Genomic DNA, 19167 nt, shown 5'->3' on the forward strand with positions numbered 1-19167 from the left:
GCGGCCTCGGGCCTCAGTATTGATAGGTGAGCGACAGACGCACGCTGCGTCCGGGCTCGGTGTACCAATCCACCGGCCGCGGGATCGCCACGGCGCCCGCCGTGGGCACGTTGATCGCTTCCCAGTACTTCTTGTCGAACAGGTTATAGACGCCGAGCTGAACTTGCACGCCCTTCACGGCCGCCGGGCGCCAGTAGCCCGACAGATCGACGATGCCATAGCCGGGCGCCTGGAAGTCGGGATTGGGCGCGGCGGCCGAGTTGCCGTCGTACTGGACCTTGCTGCGGCTGGCGGCCGCGGTCAGCATGGCGTCCACGCCCCACTGCTCGCGTTCATAGCCCAAGCCCACGATGCCTTTCACGGACGGCACCGAGTTCAGGTACTGGCCGGTGACCTGGTCTTTGCCCACCGCCCATGCCACGGAACCCCACGTGCGCCAGCCCGGCGCGAAGCGCCATTGTCCGGCGGCTTCGGCGCCGTAGATGCGAACACGCGCGCGGTTCACGGCGCCCGTCACGCCCAGCGGATACGCGCTCCAGCCCGGCTGCCACTGCGGCGAGCTCGCATTGAGCGGCACCTGTTTGTCGATGAAGTTCTGATAGCGGTTGTCGAAGAACGACAGCGAGCCGCCCAGCGTATCGTCGCCGAACTTGCCACCGAGCTCCCAGCCCTTGCTGGTCTCGGGCTTCAGGTAGGGGTTGCCGACGCGCAGGTACGTGCCCGCGCCGCCGTAGTTGGTGTAGAGCTCGCTGGCCGACGGCGCGCGGTAGGCATAGCCGTATTGCGCGTACAGGGTCACGTTTTCCGCGGCCTTCCACGAGCCCAGCAGTTTCGGCGAGAAGCGGCCTCCCGACGAGGACGGCGGCAGACCGCCGGCCGAATTACCGTTGCTATCGTAAGCCGCGGTGTTCTGCGGCTTCTGCTCGTAGTGGTCGTAGCGCAAGGCGGGCGTGAGCGTGTAGCGTCCGTCGGCAAAGCCGAATTCGTCCTGCACCCACAGGGCGAACTGGCTGCCCTTGACCCGGGGCATGTCGGCCTGGTTGGTGTGCAGCATGTCGCAGGAGCGCGGACCGAACGGCGCGGGCAATCCCGGCGCGATCGTGGGGCAGTTGTCGTAGCCGCCCGAATACTGCTCCGTGCGGTTGCCGACCCACTCGCCGCCCACGGTCCAGAGCTGCGACACCGCGCCGTCGAACCGGCGCTGCGCCTGGCCACTCACGCCGAAGAGCGACTCCTGGATGGAGTTGCTGCGGCCGTAGTCGCCCGAAGGGAAGCCGTAGCGGAAGGGGTCGCGCGGAATGATGGAGGCGCGGGCATCGCGACTGCGCACGCCTTCCAGCGAGTTCTCGAGCGTCATGCGCTGCCAGTACACGACGGCGCTTGCACGATCGACCAGACCGCCGGACGACGGCGCCACGTACGAGTAATCGGCCGACACGCGCTCGCGCTTGGTGGTCTTGATCGTGCTGTTCTGACCGATCAGGTAGCTCGTGCCCGGGCCCTGCTCCCACATGCTGTCCATGTCGGCGTGGCGCTTGAAGTATTCGCCCGTGATGCCGAACTTGTGACCGCCGTCGACCTTCTGCTGCAGCTTCAGCAGGAAGTTCTGCTGGAGATAATTTTCGGGTGTGGGCTCGCTGCGCGCCGCGCCGTAGCCGCCCTGGTCGCCGCGATTGTCGAGCGCATGGCCGCGGCGCATGCCGGCCTGCAACAGCCACGAGGTGTTTTCCTGTACCCGGCCCGCGAGCGCGGCATTCGCGCCCCAGCTGCTGTCGGCGCTGTCGTAGTCGGTCTTGGTCAACGCGACGAAGTTGCGGTCGCCGCTCAGCAGGTCGCCCGGCTCGAGCGTGCTCAGATTGGCCGCGCCGCCCAGCGCGCCCGAACCGGCGCTGGCCGAGTCGGAGCCGCGCACGATATCGAGCCGCGACAGGGAATTGAAGTCGATCGTGTCCAGGCCGCCTTTCACGCCACGCGCGCCGTCATCCAGAAACGGCACGCGGATCCCGTCGATGCGAGTGACCACGCGGTTCTCGTCCAGACCGCGGATGTTGATGCTGTTGTTCTGCCGATTGAACGACACGCCCGGGTCCAGGCGCTTGCCCACGTCGCTCCAGCTGCGCGCCTGCACGCCATCGAGCTGGCGGCGCGTGGTGGTGCTCACCCAGGCCGGCTCCGCGCGCGGCGTGGCCCCTTCCACCATGACCGGCGCCAGCTGCGTCACGGCGTCCTGCGGCTGAACCACATACGTGCCATCGCCCTGCGGCCGCGCCGACAGGCTGCTGCCCGCAAGCAGACGACGCAGCCCTTCGGCCACATCGTAGCTGCCCGACAGGCCCGCGCTGCGGCGCCCCGCCACGCTCTCGGGCTGATACAGCACCGTCACGCCTGCCGTGTCGGCAAAGCGCGCGAGCGCTTCGGCAAGATCGCCCGCGGGAATCTGGAAGCTGCGGCTGGCGGCCGAAGCGCTGGACTGCGCCGCGGCCGGCGTGCCGAACACCAGCAGCGGCGCGGCGAATGCCACCGCGCACAAGGCGGCGCCGAGTGCCTGAGGCAGCGCGCGGCGCGCGCCGGGAGAGACAGGATGACGTGCGTGAGCCATGAGGGTCGTTCCGTTCAAAGTGAAGCCGGCAACTGAGTGCCACTACTTCCCATGACCCCCGGCGGCGGCAAACCGGACAGCATTGGCCTCATTTTTTTGTAACAGCGGCCCGCGGGCCTGACGCGGACCTCAGGCCGACTGCTCGCGCGGGCCCACCACCACCCAATACGCGGTGCGCGTGCGCACCTGCACGGGCAGCAGCGCCGGCAGCGCCTGCAGGATGCCGTCGATGTTGTCGAGCTGGAAGGCGCCCGACAGGCGCAGCGAGGCGACGTCGGGATCACAGCGCAATACGCCCTGGCGATAGCGCGCGAGCTCGGTGACGAACGCGTCCAGCCGCATGTCGCGTGCATGCAGCACGCCGCGCATCCAATCGGGCGGCGTGTTGGCCGCCCCTGGCGCGAGCACATGCAGCCCGGCCGCGTCGAGCCGCGCCCTGGCCGGTGCCAACATCCGGTGCGGCGCGACGCCCGCCATGTCGGCCAGGGCCAGCTGCACGCTGACCTCGCCCTGCATCACATCCACAAGACACTGCGCGTCGGAATGGCGCACGCTGAAATGCGCATGGCGCGCGCGCACACTGCCCTGCCGCGTGCGCACGGCGCACGGCCCGGCCGTCTCGACGTAGATCTCGCCCGCGCGCAGTTGCACGAGCGTCTCGCCACCGAGCACCGGATCGCCGTAAGACACGTCGACCGCGGTACCCGTATTCATGTGCACGCGCGTCCCGTCGGCAAGCGTGATGGCGCGGCGCTCGCCCGCGGCCGTCCGGTATTCGGCCAGCCAGCCCTGCTCGCGCGCCGAGCGCCACCCGGCCCAGCCCAGCGGGCCGGCCGCGATCAACACGGCCATGGCCTTCAGCGCCTTGCGCCGGCTCATATCGGGGCGGGTCAGCGCCCCGCGCGCCAGCTCCGCGGGCAATTGGCCGAACAGGGTATTGATGCGCTGGGCCCGCTGCCAGGCGTATTCGTGCATCTGGCTGCGGGCGCGCCAGCGCGCGCATTCGGCATGCGTCTCGGCATCGTGGCTGCCCTCGCCCAGGCGCATCAGCCACAGCGCGGCCTCGCGGGCGATCCGGCGATCGATCGGATCCGCGCCCATCGCGGTATCGGACACCGGCGTCATGGCGCGGCCAGAATAATCTGCTCGTAGGCACGCACGATGTGCCGTTGCACGGTACGCACCGACACCTGCATGCGCTCGGCGATCTCGGCATAGGGCATCTGATCGACCTGCGCCAGCAGAAACGCCTCGCGCACGGCCGCCGGCATGGCGGCCAGCAGGCAATCGATCTCGTCGAGCGCCTCCAGAATCAGCAGCTGCTGCTCGGGCGACGGCGCCAGGGGCTCGGGCATCGTCGCCAGCGCCTCTTCGAAGGCGCGCTCGAGCGAGCGGCGGCGATACAGGTTGATGACCAGGCGGCCCGCGATCGTGACCAGATAGGCGCGCGGCTCACGCACCGCCGCCAGCTCGCGACGGTGCCGCAGCACCCGCACGAAGGTGTCCTGCACCAGGTCGGCGGCATCGAAGGTACTGTCGAGCTTGCGCCGCAGCCAGCCGTGCAGCCACCCCTGGTGTTCGGTGTAGAGATCGCGGACGGCGTCCGGGGCAGCGAGGGTAGACGGCACGATAGACCCAATCATTGCAAATGAGATTGGCTATCATTCTAAATAAAAATCAGGATTCTTCAAGAATCTGTAACGATTTTGTTGAGGCAGTCGTCCGAGATTTGGTTTGACACCGTCCGATTCCGCTACTCGCCGAGGTCTATGGCCCCGGCACAGGGGCGGCGGCCGGACATTGCGTATCGTCCGAAGCCCCCGCCCTGGCTGGGCTCGCCGGCGCGTCAGTATTGATAACGCAGGGTCAACATCACGCTTCGCGGCTGGCCGTAATAGTTCTGCCGCGAGGCTCCGCCCAGCTTCTCGTAGTACTTGCGGTCGAACAGGTTATCGACCGTCAGCGTGCCCTCGATGTGCCGGTCGTACCGGTAGCCGATCTGCGCCGACACGAGCGCGTAGCTGCCCTGGTCCCATCGCACGTTGCCGCTCTGCAGGTAGTTGCCGCTGTTCCAACGCACGCCCGTGCCCACGCTGAAACCCTGCAGCGCCGGTTGCGTGAAGCGGTAGCGCGTCCACAGATTGATGGCGTGGCGCGGCGTGATGGTGCTGTACGACAAGCCCTCCGTGCCCGCGGCCGCCTCCAGGTACTTGGTCTGCGTGTAAGCGTAGCCCGCCACGATGTCCCAGTTCGGCAGCGGTGAGCCGCTGATCTCGGTCTCGAAACCCTGGCTGCGCACTTTACCGGCCGCCACCGAGTACATCGGGTTATCGATATCGTTCATCGCGCGGTTGCGATCCACGATCTGGAACAGCGCGGCATGCGCGTTGAGGCGGCCATCCATGAACGCGCCCTTCAGGCCGGTCTCGATCTGGCGCCCCACGCGCGGTGCCAGAGTATTGCCCTGCGCGTCGATGTCCGTCTGCGGCTGAAAGATGCTGGTGTAGCTCGCGTAGGCCGACAACTGCGGCGTCAGGTCGTACACCAGCCCGGCATACGGCGTGGTGCGCGCGGCGATGCGCGTCTCGGCCTGGCTGAAGTCGCCGAAATACTGGTTGGCGTTGCGCGCGTCATTCTTCCACCACGCCAGCCGGGCGCCGGCGATGACCTTCAGGTGGTCGGTAGCCTGGATGTTGGCGCGCGTATACAAACCGAACTCGCTGGTACGCCCATCGTTGCCGTTGACCTGGTCCATGTCCGGGAGCGTCATATCGATGACCGGCGCGTAGACATTGGTGGGAAACACGGTGCCGCCGCCGTAGCTGAACTGCTTGCGCGTATGGCTGTAGTCAGCGCCAACCAGCAGGCTGTGTTCGCGCCCGAAGGCCTCGATCGGCAGGTTCAGGTTGGCATCCGCACCGGTGGTTTTCCAGTGATTGCGGTACGACCATGCGATGAGATTGGTGGCGCCGGTGACGGGATCCACCGCCCGATTCGGCCAGGTCGTCAGGCGCGTCGGCGTATCCGTGTCTCGATGGAACACGCTGGCCTTCACAGTGCCGCCGCCCGCCAGCCCGTGCTCCAGGTCGGCGAACAGCTCCGTGGTTTCCTCTTCGATCCGATTCCAGGCAGCGCTCAGGTTGGTGCCGCGGCGCACGTCGAGTAGCGAGCCGTCGGCGTACGCGGGCAGGCCGAACGCGGGCGTGCTGCGCGAGCGCTGATGCGTGAGGCCGGTGGCCAGCTTGGTGCGCGGCGTGAGATCGGCCTCGACGATACCGTAAAGCGTGGGCCGCTCCGAGCTCACGCGATCCACGAACGAACCGCGATCCTCATAAGCGGCGATGAACCGTCCACGCACCTTTCCCTCGCTGTCGAACGGCGTGCTCAGATCGGCCACCGCGCGGTAGTAATCCCACGAGCCCACACTGGCTTGCGCGCTGAAGGCGAAGTCCTGCAGGGGCCGCTTGCGCACGAGGTTCACACTGCCGCCCGGCTCGCCTGTGCCCTGGTACAGCCCGGAGGGGCCACGCAGCACTTCGATGCGATCGTAGATGGCGAGATCGAAACCCGCCGACAGATTCCCCGCCCCCGCAGGCGTGCGCATTCCGTCGACCTGAATCGCGTCGAGCGTGTAGCCGCGCGAGATAAAGCCCGAGATATCGCCGCCGCTCGAAAGCGTCTCCACCGTGATCCCCGTCACGTTGCGCATCGCGTCCGACAGGCTGTTCAAGTTCTGGTCATCGAGCTGCTGACGCGTCACCACCGACACCGACTGCGGAATCTCTCTGAGCGTCTGCGTGCCCTTCCCCAGCGTGACCGCATTGCTGGTGTATGACTGCGTGCCTTCGCTGGTGGCGCGCTCGCCGACGCCCATTACGGTCACGGCCTCCAGCTGCGTGACGCCGCCCGCGCTCTGCAAGGAATAGGTACCCGCGCCGCTCGGCACGGCACGATACGCCGAACCCGCGAGCAGGCGGTCGAAACCCTCCTGCACGCTCATCTGCCCGGAGATCCCCGTGCTCTGGCGGCCCGCCAGCCAGGCGGGGTCGTACACGATCTGCACCACCGCCGCGGCGGCGTAGCGGGCAAGCACGGTATCGAGCGGGCCCGGGCCGATCGCCACGTCGTGAATCTGCGAAGCCGGCGCGGCGGTCTGTGCGCCGGCAGCGGCACTCGCCAGGGCCGAGCACCAGAGCGCCGACCAGATCAATGCCTTGCGGGATCCCCTGCCCCGCGGTGCGCGTACACGTGCCATCACTCTTTCATCCTTTCGTCGTCAAGCAAGAAGCGCCCGCATCCCCTCGATGCGGTGTCACTACCTACTCCGCACGAGAACGAAAAAGTGATCACCTCGCAGCAAAATATTTTGGCGCCACCGCTCAAGCGTCGGCCGGCCCCACCGACACCCAATAGCGCGTGACGCGCCGCACCGCGATCGGCAGGCGTTCGGCCAGGGCGGCCAGCGCCGCATCGGTGTCGCGCAGCGACAGCGCGCCCGACACCCGCAGCTCGGCAACGGCAGGGGCGCAGCGCAACACGCCGGGGCGGTGCCGGGCCAGCTCCGCCACCACATCGGCGAGGCGCTGATCGCGCACGACCAGCATCCCCCGCTCCCACAACGCCGCGCTGTCGTCCACCGGCGCGAGCGCGCTGGTGCCGGCAACCGTGAAACTGGCCCGTTGCCCCGCGTCGATGCGCAGCGGCGGGGCATGCACCGGACGCGCCATCACCGCGTGCTCGAACACCATCACCTGCGTACGGTCCTCGAGCAGGCGCACCGAAAAGCGCGTCCCCAATGCCTGCACCTCGCCTTGCGGCGTCTGCACCACGAAGGGCCGGTAGGCGCCCTGCGGCTTCTGGCCCGTGGTGACCAGCACCTCGCCGGCCAAAAGAACCAGCCTGCGCTCGGCGGCGCCGTAGCGCAGATCGACCGCGCTGCCACTGTTCAACACCAGCCGTGTGCCATCTTCCAGCGTGCGGCTCAGTGGCTCTCCCGCGGCGGTACGCAGATCCGCCCGCCAGGCGGGCGCCTCACGCCACACCATCCAGCCGACCGGCACGGCCACGCCCAAGCCCAGCGTGGCGCGCAGCACGGCGCGCCTGCCCTGCCGCTTGCGCGTGGCGCGCAGCACATCGTGTCCGATGCGCGCTGGCACCCCTTCGAAGGCGCCCAGCACCTGCTCCGCGCGTGCCCAAGCCCGGGCGTGCGCCTCACCCTGAGCCAGCCAGCGTTCGAATGCGCGGTGCGTGATGACATCGGCGGGCTCGTAGCGCAGCCGGATCACCCAATCGGCCGCTTCTTCGAACAGTGGATCGTCAGGCCCAGCCGTCATGGCCTGAAAACCCAGGCGGGCACAGGCAAGGCCACCGACGTCGGCGCAATCACATGGGAAGTCATGCGGCGGCCGTCATGCACGCCACCAACGCTTTCTGCAGGTGGCGCCGCACCGTGATGACGGGTTTGCCCGTCTGCTCGGAGATCTGCTGCAGCGTCAGCCCGTCGAGCTGGGCCAGCAGGAACATCTCGCGGGTGGCCGCGGGCAGCCGCTGCAACATGGCGTCGATCGCCACCAGCGTCTGCACGATCATGAGACCCGTTTCGGGCGGCGGGACCTGCGGCTGCGGCAGGTGCGCGATCGCCTCAATGTAGGCCTGCTGCACCGCGCGGCGGCGCCAATGATCGACCAGCAATCCCTTGGCAATATGCGTGATCAACGCGCGCGGCTCGTCCTGCAGTACGGGTGGACGCCGCGCGGCCATCAGCCGCACGAACGTGTCCTGCGCCAGATCGGCCGCGTCGCTGCTGTCGCCCAGCTTGCGATGGAGCCAGGTTTGCAGCCAGCCATGGTGATGGCGATACAACTGCTCGACCGCGGGGAGAGAAAGAGAGTCGGTAGATGACAAGATGCCCTGCAGTCTACCGAATGCGAATAAGAAATACTATTAATTAGAACGAAGCACCCGGTGCCACCGCGGCGCGGGCGCAACAACGGGCCGGCGGTTGCGTTGCGGCTATGTCTGCCGGGCGCCGGCCAACCCCGTGCCGGCGACGGCGCTGCACCCTGGCCCACACCGTCGCCGAGCAGGGAGACCGTCAATCAGGGAGCCAGCGTCAGCTCGCCCTTCATCAGCGCCGAGTGGCCCGGGAACGTGCAGTAGAAGCTGTACTTCTGACCCGCGGCCAGCTTGGCCACGTCGAACGTGGCGGTGTCTTTCTCGCCGCCGCCCAGCATCTTGGTGTGCGCGATCACGCGGGTATCGCCTTCCTTGAAATAGCCCTTGGCGGCACCGGCCGCCATGGCTTCGCCGATCACGCCCTGCATATCGGCCGTGCTCGACAGCACCCAGTTGTGGCCCATCACGTTCACCGGCAGCTTGCCCGCATGCGCCAGCGTCACCGAAAACGTTTTGCACGACTTCGGCACTTGAATGGCCTTGGTGTTGTATTGCATCTGGTCGTTGGACGAGATCTCGACCGCGCACTCATTGGCGAACGCCGGCGAGGCAAGCAGGGTCAGTGCGATCAATGCAGCATGTTTGGCGAATACCACGGAACACTCCTTCGAATTCGGTAAGCCGCGCGCACCCCGCGCGCGGCGCGCATCTCACGGTGTCCCGGCCATGACCCGGTAACCGCACGACGACGCAGACAGAGCGTACCGCTGCAGTTGAAGAATAGTGTTGATATGGGACAAGTATCGAGCACGCGCTCCGAGAACGAACACCGTTGTTCTTTCTCATCAAGAGTGGGCGCGCGCAAACGGAATGCCGATTCAAATTGCGCTTTTGCCCGCTACTCGACAGCGACCATTTATAGTTGGCACTTCTTCACGCGAGCTCGTCATGACCAATCCCAACTCCGAATCGCTCATTGCCCTCAAAGATTGCACGGTACTTGGTGCCAGTGGCTTTCCGTTCGACACCGGGACCCCTGTCACTATCGGCTTTCTCGGCGCCGATGTCATATGCACGAGCGGGCAGCAAATCGCCAAATTTTCACTCGTCGAAGTGTTGGATATTGAGATAACCGGCCCGGGGACGACCGTCAGTGGCGGAGGATTTTTGGGCGGAGGCTTTGGCGTCGAGGGAGCGCTGCAGGGGATGGCCATCGCCGGCGTGCTCAATGCACTCACAACAAAGAAGACTACCCACACGTTCCTGACCATCACCACCAACTTCGGTGAGCTGCATCTGCACTACGGTCTGATGGAGCCAGGCGCCTTGCGCATTTACCTGTCGGGAGTTTTTGTGCATCTCAGGCGCATGAACGCTCAATGGGCTAATGCACGGGTCCAGCTCATTTCTGCCCAAGTGGCTGCGGGCGCCATCGCAGCCGAAGATGCGGAGATCTATAAGTCTCGCGTCCTGTCTCCCGCCGTCTGGCCAGACCCCTACGCCGAACAAAAGGCGCTTGCACGCATGGAAGAACTGGCCTTTCAGGAGGCCCCGAAGGGCCGATGTCCCAATTGCGAGAAGATCATCCCTCTTCTAAGCGAAACATGCCCGTTCTGCCGCGCCAATTTCGGCGAGTACGCCCATTGGAAGGTGCTTCCCCTGACCTAGCGCGCCCGCACCAGCTGACCAGCTCTGCAATACCCGGGCACGTACCGGCAAAGCCCTACGGCGTCGCCCACCGGCGCAGCAGGTTGTGATACGTGCGCGTCAGCCGGACCACGGTGTCGTGGCCCGGACCGAGCTGGCTGCCCGCATCCTGAATGGCGCAGTCGAGGTCGAACAGCAAGGTTCGCTGGCCCTCGTCCCGCACCATGCTTTGCATCCAGAAGAACGAACACAGCCGCATCCCGCGGCGCACCGGCGTCACGTAATGCAGGCTGTCCGAGGGGTACAGCACCATGTCGCCCGCCGGCAGTTTGACCGCGTGCTCGCCATAGGTGTCCTGCACCCGCAATTCGCCCCCGTCGTAGCTGTCCGGCTCGGCCAGGAACAGCGTGGCGGACAGATCGGTGCGGATGCTCACACCCGTGCCCGGAATGCGGCGGATGGCGTTGTCGACATGCAGACCAAACGACTGGCCCTCGCCGTACACGTTGAACAGCTTGGGAAAGATGCGCGCCGGCAGTGCCGCCGACATGAACAACGCGGACCGTGCGAGCCCCGCGTCGATCAGGGCGGCGGCCTTCAGCCCTTCTTCCGAATCCGGCGGCAGCTGCAGATTGTCTTTCACCAGCGCCGACTGAAAGCCGGCCGTGCCGCGCCCGTCCTGCCAGTCTGCCTGCAGCAGGAGCTGGCGGCACGCGTGCACCTCGTCGGCGCTCAGCACGCTGGGTATGTGAACCATCATGACGCTGACCTCCGGATGTGTGTGGGCATCAGAACCGATACAGCGCGGACAGCATGGCCGAGCGGCCGTCGCCGTATTCGATCGCCGACGACCGCGCCTGCGTGCCGGCGGTCTGGCGCACGCGCTCGACATACAGCTCGTCGGTCAGGTTCTCGATATTGAGCTGCAGCTTCAGGTTGCGTGTCACGTCGTACGACGCCATGACGCTGTGCACCCAATAAGGGCTCAGCTTGCCATCGCCCTGCGACGTGACATTGCGCGAGCCGACAAAGCGCGTGCCGTAACCCACCGTCCAGCCCTGCGGCAGCACGTACGTGGTCCACAGACTGAAGGAATGGCGCGGCGTGTTGCCCAGCGCCTGGCCGATGCGCGCGGGCGTCACCAGCGACCGTCGCGTCTCGCTGTCGCTGTACGTGTAGTTGGCGAACACATCCCACTTCGGCGTCAGCTTGCCCGAGGCATCGAGCTCGACGCCCTTCACGCGTTGCGCCCCCGCGAGCAGGTAGGAGCCATCGGCCAGCGCTTCGCGGGCATTGGTCTTGTCGACCTGGAACAGCGCACCGCCCACGGCGAGCCGCTTGTCGAACAACTCCCACTTGGTGCCCAGCTCGAGCGTGCGGTTTTTCTCGGGTGCGAGCGAGGACGTGCTCTGACTCACGCCCGAGCCCGTCGTGACGAGAAACTCGGCGGACGGATTGAACGACGTGCCGTAGGCCACGTAAACACGGCCATTCTGCGCCGGCTTGTAGGTGAGCCCGAAACGCGAGCTGAGCTTGCGATCGGACGTGCGGTCGTCGGTGCTCGCGGCAGAGACCGAGTGGCTGGCCGAGCGGCCGTCGATCCAGTCGTAGCGCAGCCCGACGTTGGCATCGACACGCTCGCTGAGCGCGACCGTGTCCATGGCATAGATCGCCTTGGTGTCGAGCCGGGTTTTGTTGCGGGCCGATATCTTTTTATCGACGGCGCCGCGCCAATACCCCGGCGGATTGGCCAGGGCATAACCCGCTGCGGGGAACAGCCTGCTGATGTTGTACGAGTACGTGTCCCGCTCGTAGTCTTCCTGCGAGAACTCCACGCCCGTCACGAGGGTGTGCTGCAGCCCCATCGTGCCGAACTTGCTCGTCAGATTGGTTTGATTGGCCCACATGGTCGTGTGCGAATCGCGCCCGTAAGCCTGCGGGCCGGCGGGCTTGTAGTAGCCCGTGCGCATGCCCTGGCGGTTCACGTGCGAGGCGGAGATCACGGTGTCGCGATTCAACGATGCATAGCGCAGCGTGTTCTGCAGCTTCAGGCTTTCCGAGAACGTATGCTCGAGGCGGGCGGTCGCCGTGTCGGACTGAATTTTGTCTTTGTCGAGATTGCGCCAGCCGAAGTAAGCGTGGCGCGACACGCCATCGAGCGGCTTGCCGCGGAAGGCCGGCACGCCATAATCGGGCACGTTGTCGTCGGTCTGATGAAACACGCTGACCGTAAAGGTGGTGGGACCGTTCAGGCCCAACGCGAACGACGGCGCGATCCCCCAACGCTTTTTCTCGATCTGATCGCGGCCGGGCACGTCGTTGCCATGCCCCATCAGGTTCAGGCGGAACGCGCGCGATCCGTCGTCGAAGGCCTGGTTGGTGTCGAGGGTCAGGCGCTTGTACCGGTCGGTGCCCAGGCCCGCGCCGACCGTGGTGAGGTCGGAGGACTTGGGCGCCTTGCTGATCATGTTGATACTGCCGCCCGTCGTGCCCGCTCCGCCGAAGACGGAGTTGGGCCCCTTGATGACCTCGACCGATTCGATGTTGAACAGGTCGCTGCGACTCGTTTGCGCGCTGTCCCGCATGCCGTCAACCTGCATGCTCGCATTGGCGCTGAACCCGCGGATGTTGATGGAGTCGCCACTGCCGCCACCGCCCTCGCCCGCGTTGAACGTGATGCCGGAGACGTTGGATAGCGCCTGCCGCAGGCTGAGCGCGTTCTGCTCGTCGAGCACCTGGCGCGGCACCACCGTGATCGTTTGCGGCACGTCGATCAGCGGCGCGGCGTACTTGCCCGACGCGGACGCATCGGTCTTCGACCCCTGGGGCGCATCTCCCGTCACGGTCACCGGCGCGAGCTGCACCGGCGGCCTGGCGTCGTTGGGCGAAGCCCCGCTGGCTTGCGCCGGCACGCCAAGAACGGCGACAGCAGCCAACGCGGGCGCCAGGCAAGAACGGGGAGGAAGCGCGCGAGCGGTAATGTGCGGCGATTTCATCGGAGCATTGATTCTTTAATGAGAACCATTACGGTTCCTGGATAGACGGAGACACAGCCGACCGATGGTTGCACGCGAGCAAACCGCAAAGACTGATGAAAACTGGACGCCGCCAGATGGCCGCGGCGCCGTGGCGCGGCCCGGCCCGAGCCGCGCGAATGAGGCCAGCCGCTGGTGGCACCGTGCAGGTGGCAGCACTCAGGCGGCAGCACTCAGGCGGCAGCACTCAGGCGGCAGCACTCAGGTGGCAGACATTCAGGTGGAAGATATTCAGGCGGCAGATGCAGGTGCCAGATGCAGGTGCCAGATGCAGGTGCCAGATGCAGGTGCCAGACGCAGGTGCCAGATGCAGGTGCCACATACTCAGGCGCCAGATAGGCCACAAATACCGGATCGGCCATTGCAGCCAAAATCCGAAGCACCAACGACAAAGGCCGTCAGTGATTTCTCACTGACGGCCTTTCTTTTTGGTCGGGACGGCGGGATTCGAACTCGCGACCCCTTGCACCCCATGCAAGTGCGCTACCAGGCTGCGCTACGCCCCGAAGACCGAAAGTATATCAGAACTAAATCAATTTGCGCAAATCCGGGCATCTATCTTTGCAAGCCACGCAAAAGCGAGATCACATCGATGGCGGGTGGCGAACCTGGCGTTTGGGGAACGCCTCGCATGCCACGCGCATGCCGGAATGCACGAACAGACTGCGCGAAACGGAGGCGGAAATCTTGCGATGCCCTGCTCTTCGTGCCGCGTCGCTGAGCTACGACCGGGCCGGAATAATACCCCATAAAAAAGACGCGTGCGGCGCATCGGCGACTTTTTTTCATGCTGATGACATGAGGGGATGCCGCGGCGGCCACATCCGCGCGCACCAAAGCAAAAGGCACCCGAAGGTGCCTTTGCGAATGCGTGTGTGGCGAGAGCCGCGCCCTCACCTGCCACGCGTCATGCGGCCTGACTGGCGGGCTTGGAACTCGAGGTGCCGAGCGCTTCGGCCAGCGAGGCCGAGATGTCGCCCAGCTCGTTGCGCAGCGATTGCAGTTCGGCTGCGCTGAGGCGGACGGCGGCGTCGGCATCGTGCGGCACATCGCGCGCATCGCCGAGGCGATTGCGGGCACCGCTGATCGTGAAGCCTTGCTCATACAGCAAGGAACGGATGCGGCGGATCAACAGGACTTCATGGTGCTGGTAATAACGCCGATTGCCACGACGCTTGACCGGCTTGAGCTGCGTGAATTCCTGTTCCCAGTACCGCAGGACATGGGGCTTCACCCCGCACAGGTCGCTCACCTCACCGATGGTGAAATAGCGCTTGGCGGGAATGGGCGGTAGCGTGACAGTGGATTCGGGACGAGTCATAGGTGGATTTTATGCCGCAACGCTTCGAGGACCGATAACAATTGCCGACAAAGCGTATCACTCCGCGGGGTTGATGAGAGGGTCGGACGCCGGGGTGTGCTCGACCACGCTTTTGAGCTTCTGGCTGGCATGGAATGTCACCACACGGCGCGCCGCGATCGGGATCGTTTCGCCGGTCTTGGGATTGCGCCCGGGACGCGGCGGCTTGTCGCGCACCTGGAAATTGCCGAAGCCCGAGAGCTTCACGGCATCGCCACGGGCCAGGGCTTCGCGGATCTCTTCGAAAAAGGTATCGACGATATCCTTGGCCTCGCGTTTGTTCAGACCGACCCGCTCGAACAGAAGTTCGGCGAGTTCGGCCTTGGTGAGCGTGCGCGGCTCGGCAAGCATAGGGTTCCCCATGATCACACCCGTTGACGTGCGCCGTGTGCGGAGACCAGCGCGTCTTTGAGGCGGGCCAGGCAGTCGGCCACGCGGGCTTCGTCCAATGTTACCGCAGTGTCCTGCAGCCAGAAGCGGAAAGCCAGGCTCTTCTCGGTGACGGGCTGACCGTCGCGCGGCTTGTCGCGCCACACGTCGAACAGGCGTGCATCCTGCACCACCGCCAGTTGCGGATCCGCGGCCACGGTGGCGGCCACGGTATCGAGCATGGACTGCACCTGCACGCCCTCGTCGACCCACAGGGCCAGGTCGCGCACCACCACCGGCTGGCGCGACAGCTCGGCCACGCGCGGCAGACGCCCCGCGGCAAGCGCGTCGGCGTCGAGTTCGAACACGACCGGCGCATGCGCCAGGTCGGCCTGACGCGCCCACTGCGGGTGCAGCTCGCCGATCCAGCCCACGACCTTGCCGTCGAGCTCGATGCGGGCGCTACGGCCCGGGTGCAGCGCGGGATGACGATCGGCCGTAAAACGCAGCTCGGGGCCACGCACGCCGAACAGTGCCACCACGTCGAGCTTCACGTCGAAGAAATCGACCTGACGCGTGGGCTCGCCCCACTGCTCTTCGTTGGCGGGGCCCCAGGCCACGCCGGCGAGCTTGATCGGCTGGCGCACGCCCGCCACTTCGAGGGGGCCATCGGCCAGCTGCGCATCGCGCACGAACACGCGGCCCAGTTCGAACAGGCGCACGCGCGATTGCTTGCGATTGGCGTTGTGGCGCACGATGGCCACCAGGCCGGCGATCAGGCTCGAACGCATCACCGACAGATGGCTGGCGATGGGGTTGAGCAGGCGCACCGGGTTGGTGTTGTCGGCGTAGTCGCGTTCCCAGTCGGCTTCGACGAAGCTGTAGTTCACGACCTCTTGGTAGTCGCGCGCGGCGGTGGCGCGGCGCAGCGCGTGCGGACCGTGCTGCACTTCGGGCGTGGCGTGCATCTTGGCGCGCGCCACCGGCGGCACGCTGGGGATGCGCTCGAAGCCATAGACACGGGCCACTTCTTCGATCAGGTCTTCTTCGATCTCGATATCGAAGCGATACGACGGCGGCGTGACGATGAAGTCGTCGCCTTCGCGGGTATGGGGCAGGCCCAGACGCGTGAAGATGTCGGCGACCTCGGCGGCCGTGACGGGCACGCCGAGCACACGATGGCAACGCGCCAGACGCAGACGCACGGGCGCGCGCTCGGGCAGACGGGCTACCTGGTCATCGACCGGGCCGACCTGACCGCCGCAGATGTCCACGATCAGACGCGTGATGCGTTCGATGTGCTCGACGATGTTGTCGAAATCGACACCGCGTTCGAAGCGATGGCTGGCTTCGGAGCTGAACTTGTAGCGGCGCGCGCGGCCGGCGATGGCCTCGGGCCACCAGAACGCGGCTTCGAGGTAGATGTTTTGCGTGTCGAGCGTGACGGCGGTGGCCTCGCCGCCCATGATGCCCGCCAGGCTTTCGACCTGCTCGCCGGCGGTCACGACACCGACCTTCGGGTCGAGCGTGACGGTCTGGCCATTGAGCAGCTCGAGCGATTCACCGGCGCGCGCCCAGCGCACGTTGATGTCGCCCTGGATCTTGTCCAGGTCGAACACGTGCGACGGACGGCCCAGCTCGAGCATCACGTAGTTGGAGATGTCGACCAGCGCGGACACCGAACGCTGCCCCGAACGCTCGAGGCGCTCGCGCATCCAGTCGGGCGTGGCGGCCCGGGCGTTCACGCCACGGATCACGCGACCGGCGAAGCGGCCGCACAGGTCGGCGGCCTGGATGGAGACCGGCAGGCGGTCGTTCAGCGTGACGGGCACGGGCTCGAACGCGGGCAGCGTGAGCGCGGCGCCGGTCAGCGCGGACACCTCACGCGCCACGCCGAGGATCGACAGGCAGTCGGCGCGGTTGGGCGTGAGCTTGAGCACGAACAGCGTGTCGTCGAGCGACAGCGCGGCGCGGATGTCGGTACCGGGCGCGAGGTCGCCGGCGAGCTCGAGCAGGCCGCCGTGATCTTGCGACAGGCCGAGTTCGCGTGCCGAGCACAGCATGCCCGACGACTGCACGCCGCGCATCTTGGCCACGCCGATCTTCATGCCGCCAGGCAGCTCGGCGCCCACGCGGGCGAGCGGCACCGTGATGCCGGCCGCCGCATTGGGCGCGCCGCACACGATCTGCAGCAGTTCGCCCGAGCCGTCATCGACCTTGCACACGCGCAGTTTGTCGGCATCGGGATGCGGCGCGATCTCGGCGATACGCGCCACCACCACGCCTGAGAACGGCGGCGCGGCGGACAGGGTTTCTTCGACTTCCAGCCCGGCCATCGTGAGCTGGTGCGCGAGTTCGTCGGTTGCGATCGCCGGGTTGACGAGCGTGCGCAGCCAGGATTCAGGAAATTGCATGATCAGCCGTCTTTATTCGTTGAACTGGCGCAGGAAGCGCAAATCGCCTTCGTAGAACTGGCGCAGGTCGTTCACGCCGTAGCGCAGCATCGTCAGGCGCTCGAGGCCGGAGCCGAACGCGAAGCCGATATAGCGCTCGGGGTCGAGCCCGAAGTTGCGCACCACCTGCGGATGCACCTGACCCGAGCCGGAGATTTCCAGCCAGCGGCCACGGTTCGGACCCGAGGTGAACATCATGTCGATTTCGGCCGAGGGTTCGGTAAACGGGAAGAACGACGGACGGAAGCGCACGACGAGGTCGTCGCTTTCGAAGAAGCAACGCAGGAAGTCGGTGTAGACGCCCTTCAGGTCGGCGAACGAGATGTCTTCGGCGATCCAGAGGCCTTCGACCTGATGGAACATCGGCGAGTGCGTGGCGTCGCTGTCGACGCGATAGGTGCGGCCCGGCGCGATCACCTTGATCGGCGGCTTGTGCATGCGGGCGTAGCGCACCTGCATCGGGCTGGTGTGCGTACGCAGCAGCAGCGGCAGGCCATCGGCGTCGTTCATGTCGACGTAGAAGGTGTCCTGCATGGACCGCGCCGGATGATCCAGCGGATTGTTCAGCGCGGTGAAATTGGTCCAGTCGTTTTCGACTTCGGGGCCGTCGGCCACATCGAAACCGATCGAGCGGAAGATGGCTTCGACGCGTTCCCAGGTGCGGATGACCGGATGGATGCCGCCTGCCACACGGCCGCGGCCGGGCAAGGTGACATCGATGGTTTCCGAAGCGAGGCGTGCGTCGAGCTCAGCCTGCGCCATCTGGGCGCGGCGAGCATTGAGCAGCTCTTCGATCTGTTGTTTGGCCTTGTTGATTCGGGCGCCGGCCTCGCGCTTGGCTTCGGGATCGAGCTTGCCCAGCGCCTTGAGCTGCACGGTGAGCGCACCGTCCTTGCCCAGGAATAGCGCTTTCGCGTTTTCCAGCGCGGCCGCATCGGTGGCGGCGGCGAATCGTTCTTGCGCCTGGGAAACCAGGTCGTCAGCCAGTAGAGTCATGAAATGTGAGCCTTGAAAACGCAAACGGGGCCATTACAGCCCCGTTTGCAGCGATCCGCGATGTATGTGGACGCGATCAGGCAGCCAAGGCCGCCTTGGCTTGTTGCACGATGGCGGCAAAGCCAGCCTTGTCGCGCACGGCCAGATCGGCCAGCACCTTGCGGTCGAGTTCGATCGCAGCCTTCTTCAGGCCGGCGATGAACACGCTGTACGACAGACCCTGTTCACGCACGGCGGCGTTGATACGGGTGATCCACAGAGCGCGGAACGTACGCTTCTTGTTGCGGCGGTCACGGTAGGCGTATTGACCGGCGCGCATCACCGCTTGCTTGGCGATGCGGAAGACGTTGCCACGACGGCCGCGGTAACCCTTGGCGGCGGTCAGGACTTTTTTGTGACGGGCACGGGCGGTAACGCCACGTTTGACGCGAGGCATATCAGATCTCCGTTATCAAGCGAAAGGCATCATCGCTTTCACGGAAGCGACGTTGGTTTCGTGGACCGCAGCCGAACCGCGCAGCTGGCGCTTGTTCTTCGTGGTCTTCTTGGTCAGGATGTGACGCTTGAACGCCTGACCGCGCTTGATGGATCCGCTGCCGCGGACCTGAAAGCGCTTTGCAGCGCTTTTCTTGGTCTTCATCTTGGGCATGATGATTCCTAAAAGGCTTTGTTGATTGATTGTGGCAACAGGTGCTTGATCCGCCCAAGAAGGAGAAACCAAAACTTGTAGACCCGCGCCACTTCTAATTTTCCCGACAGAGAATGCCGGAAAGCCTTTGATTATATGGTGATTTTGCGTCGCTTGTCTATTCG

The 19167-nt window shown here is 65.8% G+C and carries 16 protein-coding genes and 1 tRNA gene; 1 reads left to right on the plus strand and 16 read right to left on the minus strand.

All coding sequences use genetic code 11. The features are described from left to right. Window positions 1-13: 13 nt before the first annotated feature. The 7 genes from CAL25_RS16025 to azu all read right to left on the minus strand — a co-directional run bounded on the left by CAL25_RS16025 (window position 14) and on the right by azu (window position 9150). Window positions 14-2599: a TonB-dependent receptor gene (locus tag CAL25_RS16025; RefSeq protein ID WP_094801798.1), complete on the minus strand. Its 2586-nt coding sequence runs from the start codon at window positions 2597-2599 to the stop codon at window positions 14-16. A 129-nt stretch (window positions 2600-2728) separates the two neighbouring features. After that, window positions 2729-3724, minus strand: coding sequence for a FecR domain-containing protein (locus CAL25_RS16030; RefSeq protein ID WP_249279116.1), 996 nt, complete (start codon window positions 3722-3724; stop codon window positions 2729-2731). Next, the gene (locus CAL25_RS16035) at window positions 3721-4227 is read right to left on the minus strand and encodes a sigma-70 family RNA polymerase sigma factor (RefSeq protein WP_094801800.1); all 507 of its coding nucleotides are present in this window, start codon (window positions 4225-4227) and stop codon (window positions 3721-3723) included. The genes CAL25_RS16030 and CAL25_RS16035 overlap by 4 nt, the downstream gene beginning before the upstream one ends. Window positions 4228-4445: 218 nt before the next feature. Next, entirely contained in the window at window positions 4446-6854 is a 2409-nt protein-coding gene (locus CAL25_RS16040) for a TonB-dependent siderophore receptor (RefSeq protein ID WP_094801802.1), read from the minus strand. A 124-nt stretch (window positions 6855-6978) separates the two neighbouring features. Continuing rightward, window positions 6979-7932, minus strand: a complete 954-nt coding sequence (locus tag CAL25_RS16045) for a FecR domain-containing protein (RefSeq protein WP_094801804.1) — start codon at window positions 7930-7932, stop codon at window positions 6979-6981. A 61-nt stretch (window positions 7933-7993) separates the two neighbouring features. Then, window positions 7994-8503, minus strand: coding sequence for a sigma-70 family RNA polymerase sigma factor (locus CAL25_RS16050; RefSeq protein ID WP_094801806.1), 510 nt, complete (start codon window positions 8501-8503; stop codon window positions 7994-7996). A 194-nt stretch (window positions 8504-8697) separates the two neighbouring features. Further along, entirely contained in the window at window positions 8698-9150 is a 453-nt protein-coding gene (azu, locus tag CAL25_RS16055) for an azurin (RefSeq protein WP_094801808.1), read from the minus strand. A gap of 292 nt (window positions 9151-9442) precedes the next feature. Here azu and CAL25_RS16060 point away from each other — a divergent pair, with 292 nt between their 5' ends. Further along, window positions 9443-10162, plus strand: coding sequence for a hypothetical protein (locus tag CAL25_RS16060; RefSeq protein WP_094801810.1), 720 nt, complete (start codon window positions 9443-9445; stop codon window positions 10160-10162). A 55-nt stretch (window positions 10163-10217) separates the two neighbouring features. Here the strand turns inward: CAL25_RS16060 and CAL25_RS16065 are convergent, their stop codons facing one another. The 9 genes from CAL25_RS16065 to rpmI form a co-directional block, all read right to left on the minus strand. Then, window positions 10218-10901: a Fe2+-dependent dioxygenase gene (locus tag CAL25_RS16065; protein ID WP_094801812.1), complete on the minus strand. Its 684-nt coding sequence runs from the start codon at window positions 10899-10901 to the stop codon at window positions 10218-10220. A 28-nt stretch (window positions 10902-10929) separates the two neighbouring features. Next, a complete protein-coding gene (locus tag CAL25_RS16070; protein ID WP_094801814.1) occupies window positions 10930-13137 on the minus strand; it encodes a TonB-dependent receptor in 2208 nt (735 codons plus the stop codon). A gap of 468 nt (window positions 13138-13605) precedes the next feature. Then, window positions 13606-13682, minus strand: a tRNA-Pro gene (locus CAL25_RS16075). 401 nt (window positions 13683-14083) lie between these two features. Continuing rightward, window positions 14084-14497, minus strand: coding sequence for a MerR family transcriptional regulator (locus tag CAL25_RS16080; RefSeq protein ID WP_094801816.1), 414 nt, complete (start codon window positions 14495-14497; stop codon window positions 14084-14086). 57 nt (window positions 14498-14554) lie between these two features. After that, a complete protein-coding gene (locus CAL25_RS16085; RefSeq protein WP_094801818.1) occupies window positions 14555-14899 on the minus strand; it encodes an integration host factor subunit alpha in 345 nt (114 codons plus the stop codon). Window positions 14900-14901: 2 nt separating this feature from the next. Continuing rightward, window positions 14902-17319: a phenylalanine--tRNA ligase subunit beta gene (pheT, locus tag CAL25_RS16090; protein WP_094801820.1), complete on the minus strand. Its 2418-nt coding sequence runs from the start codon at window positions 17317-17319 to the stop codon at window positions 14902-14904. Window positions 17320-17331: 12 nt separating this feature from the next. Continuing rightward, window positions 17332-18354 carry a phenylalanine--tRNA ligase subunit alpha gene (gene pheS / locus CAL25_RS16095; protein ID WP_094801822.1) on the minus strand — a complete coding sequence of 341 codons (1023 nt, stop codon included), beginning with the start codon at window positions 18352-18354 and terminating at the stop codon, window positions 17332-17334. A 76-nt stretch (window positions 18355-18430) separates the two neighbouring features. Next, window positions 18431-18790, minus strand: coding sequence for a 50S ribosomal protein L20 (gene rplT, locus CAL25_RS16100; protein WP_094801824.1), 360 nt, complete (start codon window positions 18788-18790; stop codon window positions 18431-18433). A gap of 15 nt (window positions 18791-18805) precedes the next feature. After that, window positions 18806-19003 carry a 50S ribosomal protein L35 gene (gene rpmI, locus CAL25_RS16105; RefSeq protein ID WP_006387997.1) on the minus strand — a complete coding sequence of 66 codons (198 nt, stop codon included), beginning with the start codon at window positions 19001-19003 and terminating at the stop codon, window positions 18806-18808. Window positions 19004-19167: the final 164 nt, after the last annotated feature.

The organism is Bordetella genomosp. 5 (genome assembly GCF_002261315.1).
In the GTDB taxonomy this organism is placed as follows: domain Bacteria; phylum Pseudomonadota; class Gammaproteobacteria; order Burkholderiales; family Burkholderiaceae_B; genus Bordetella.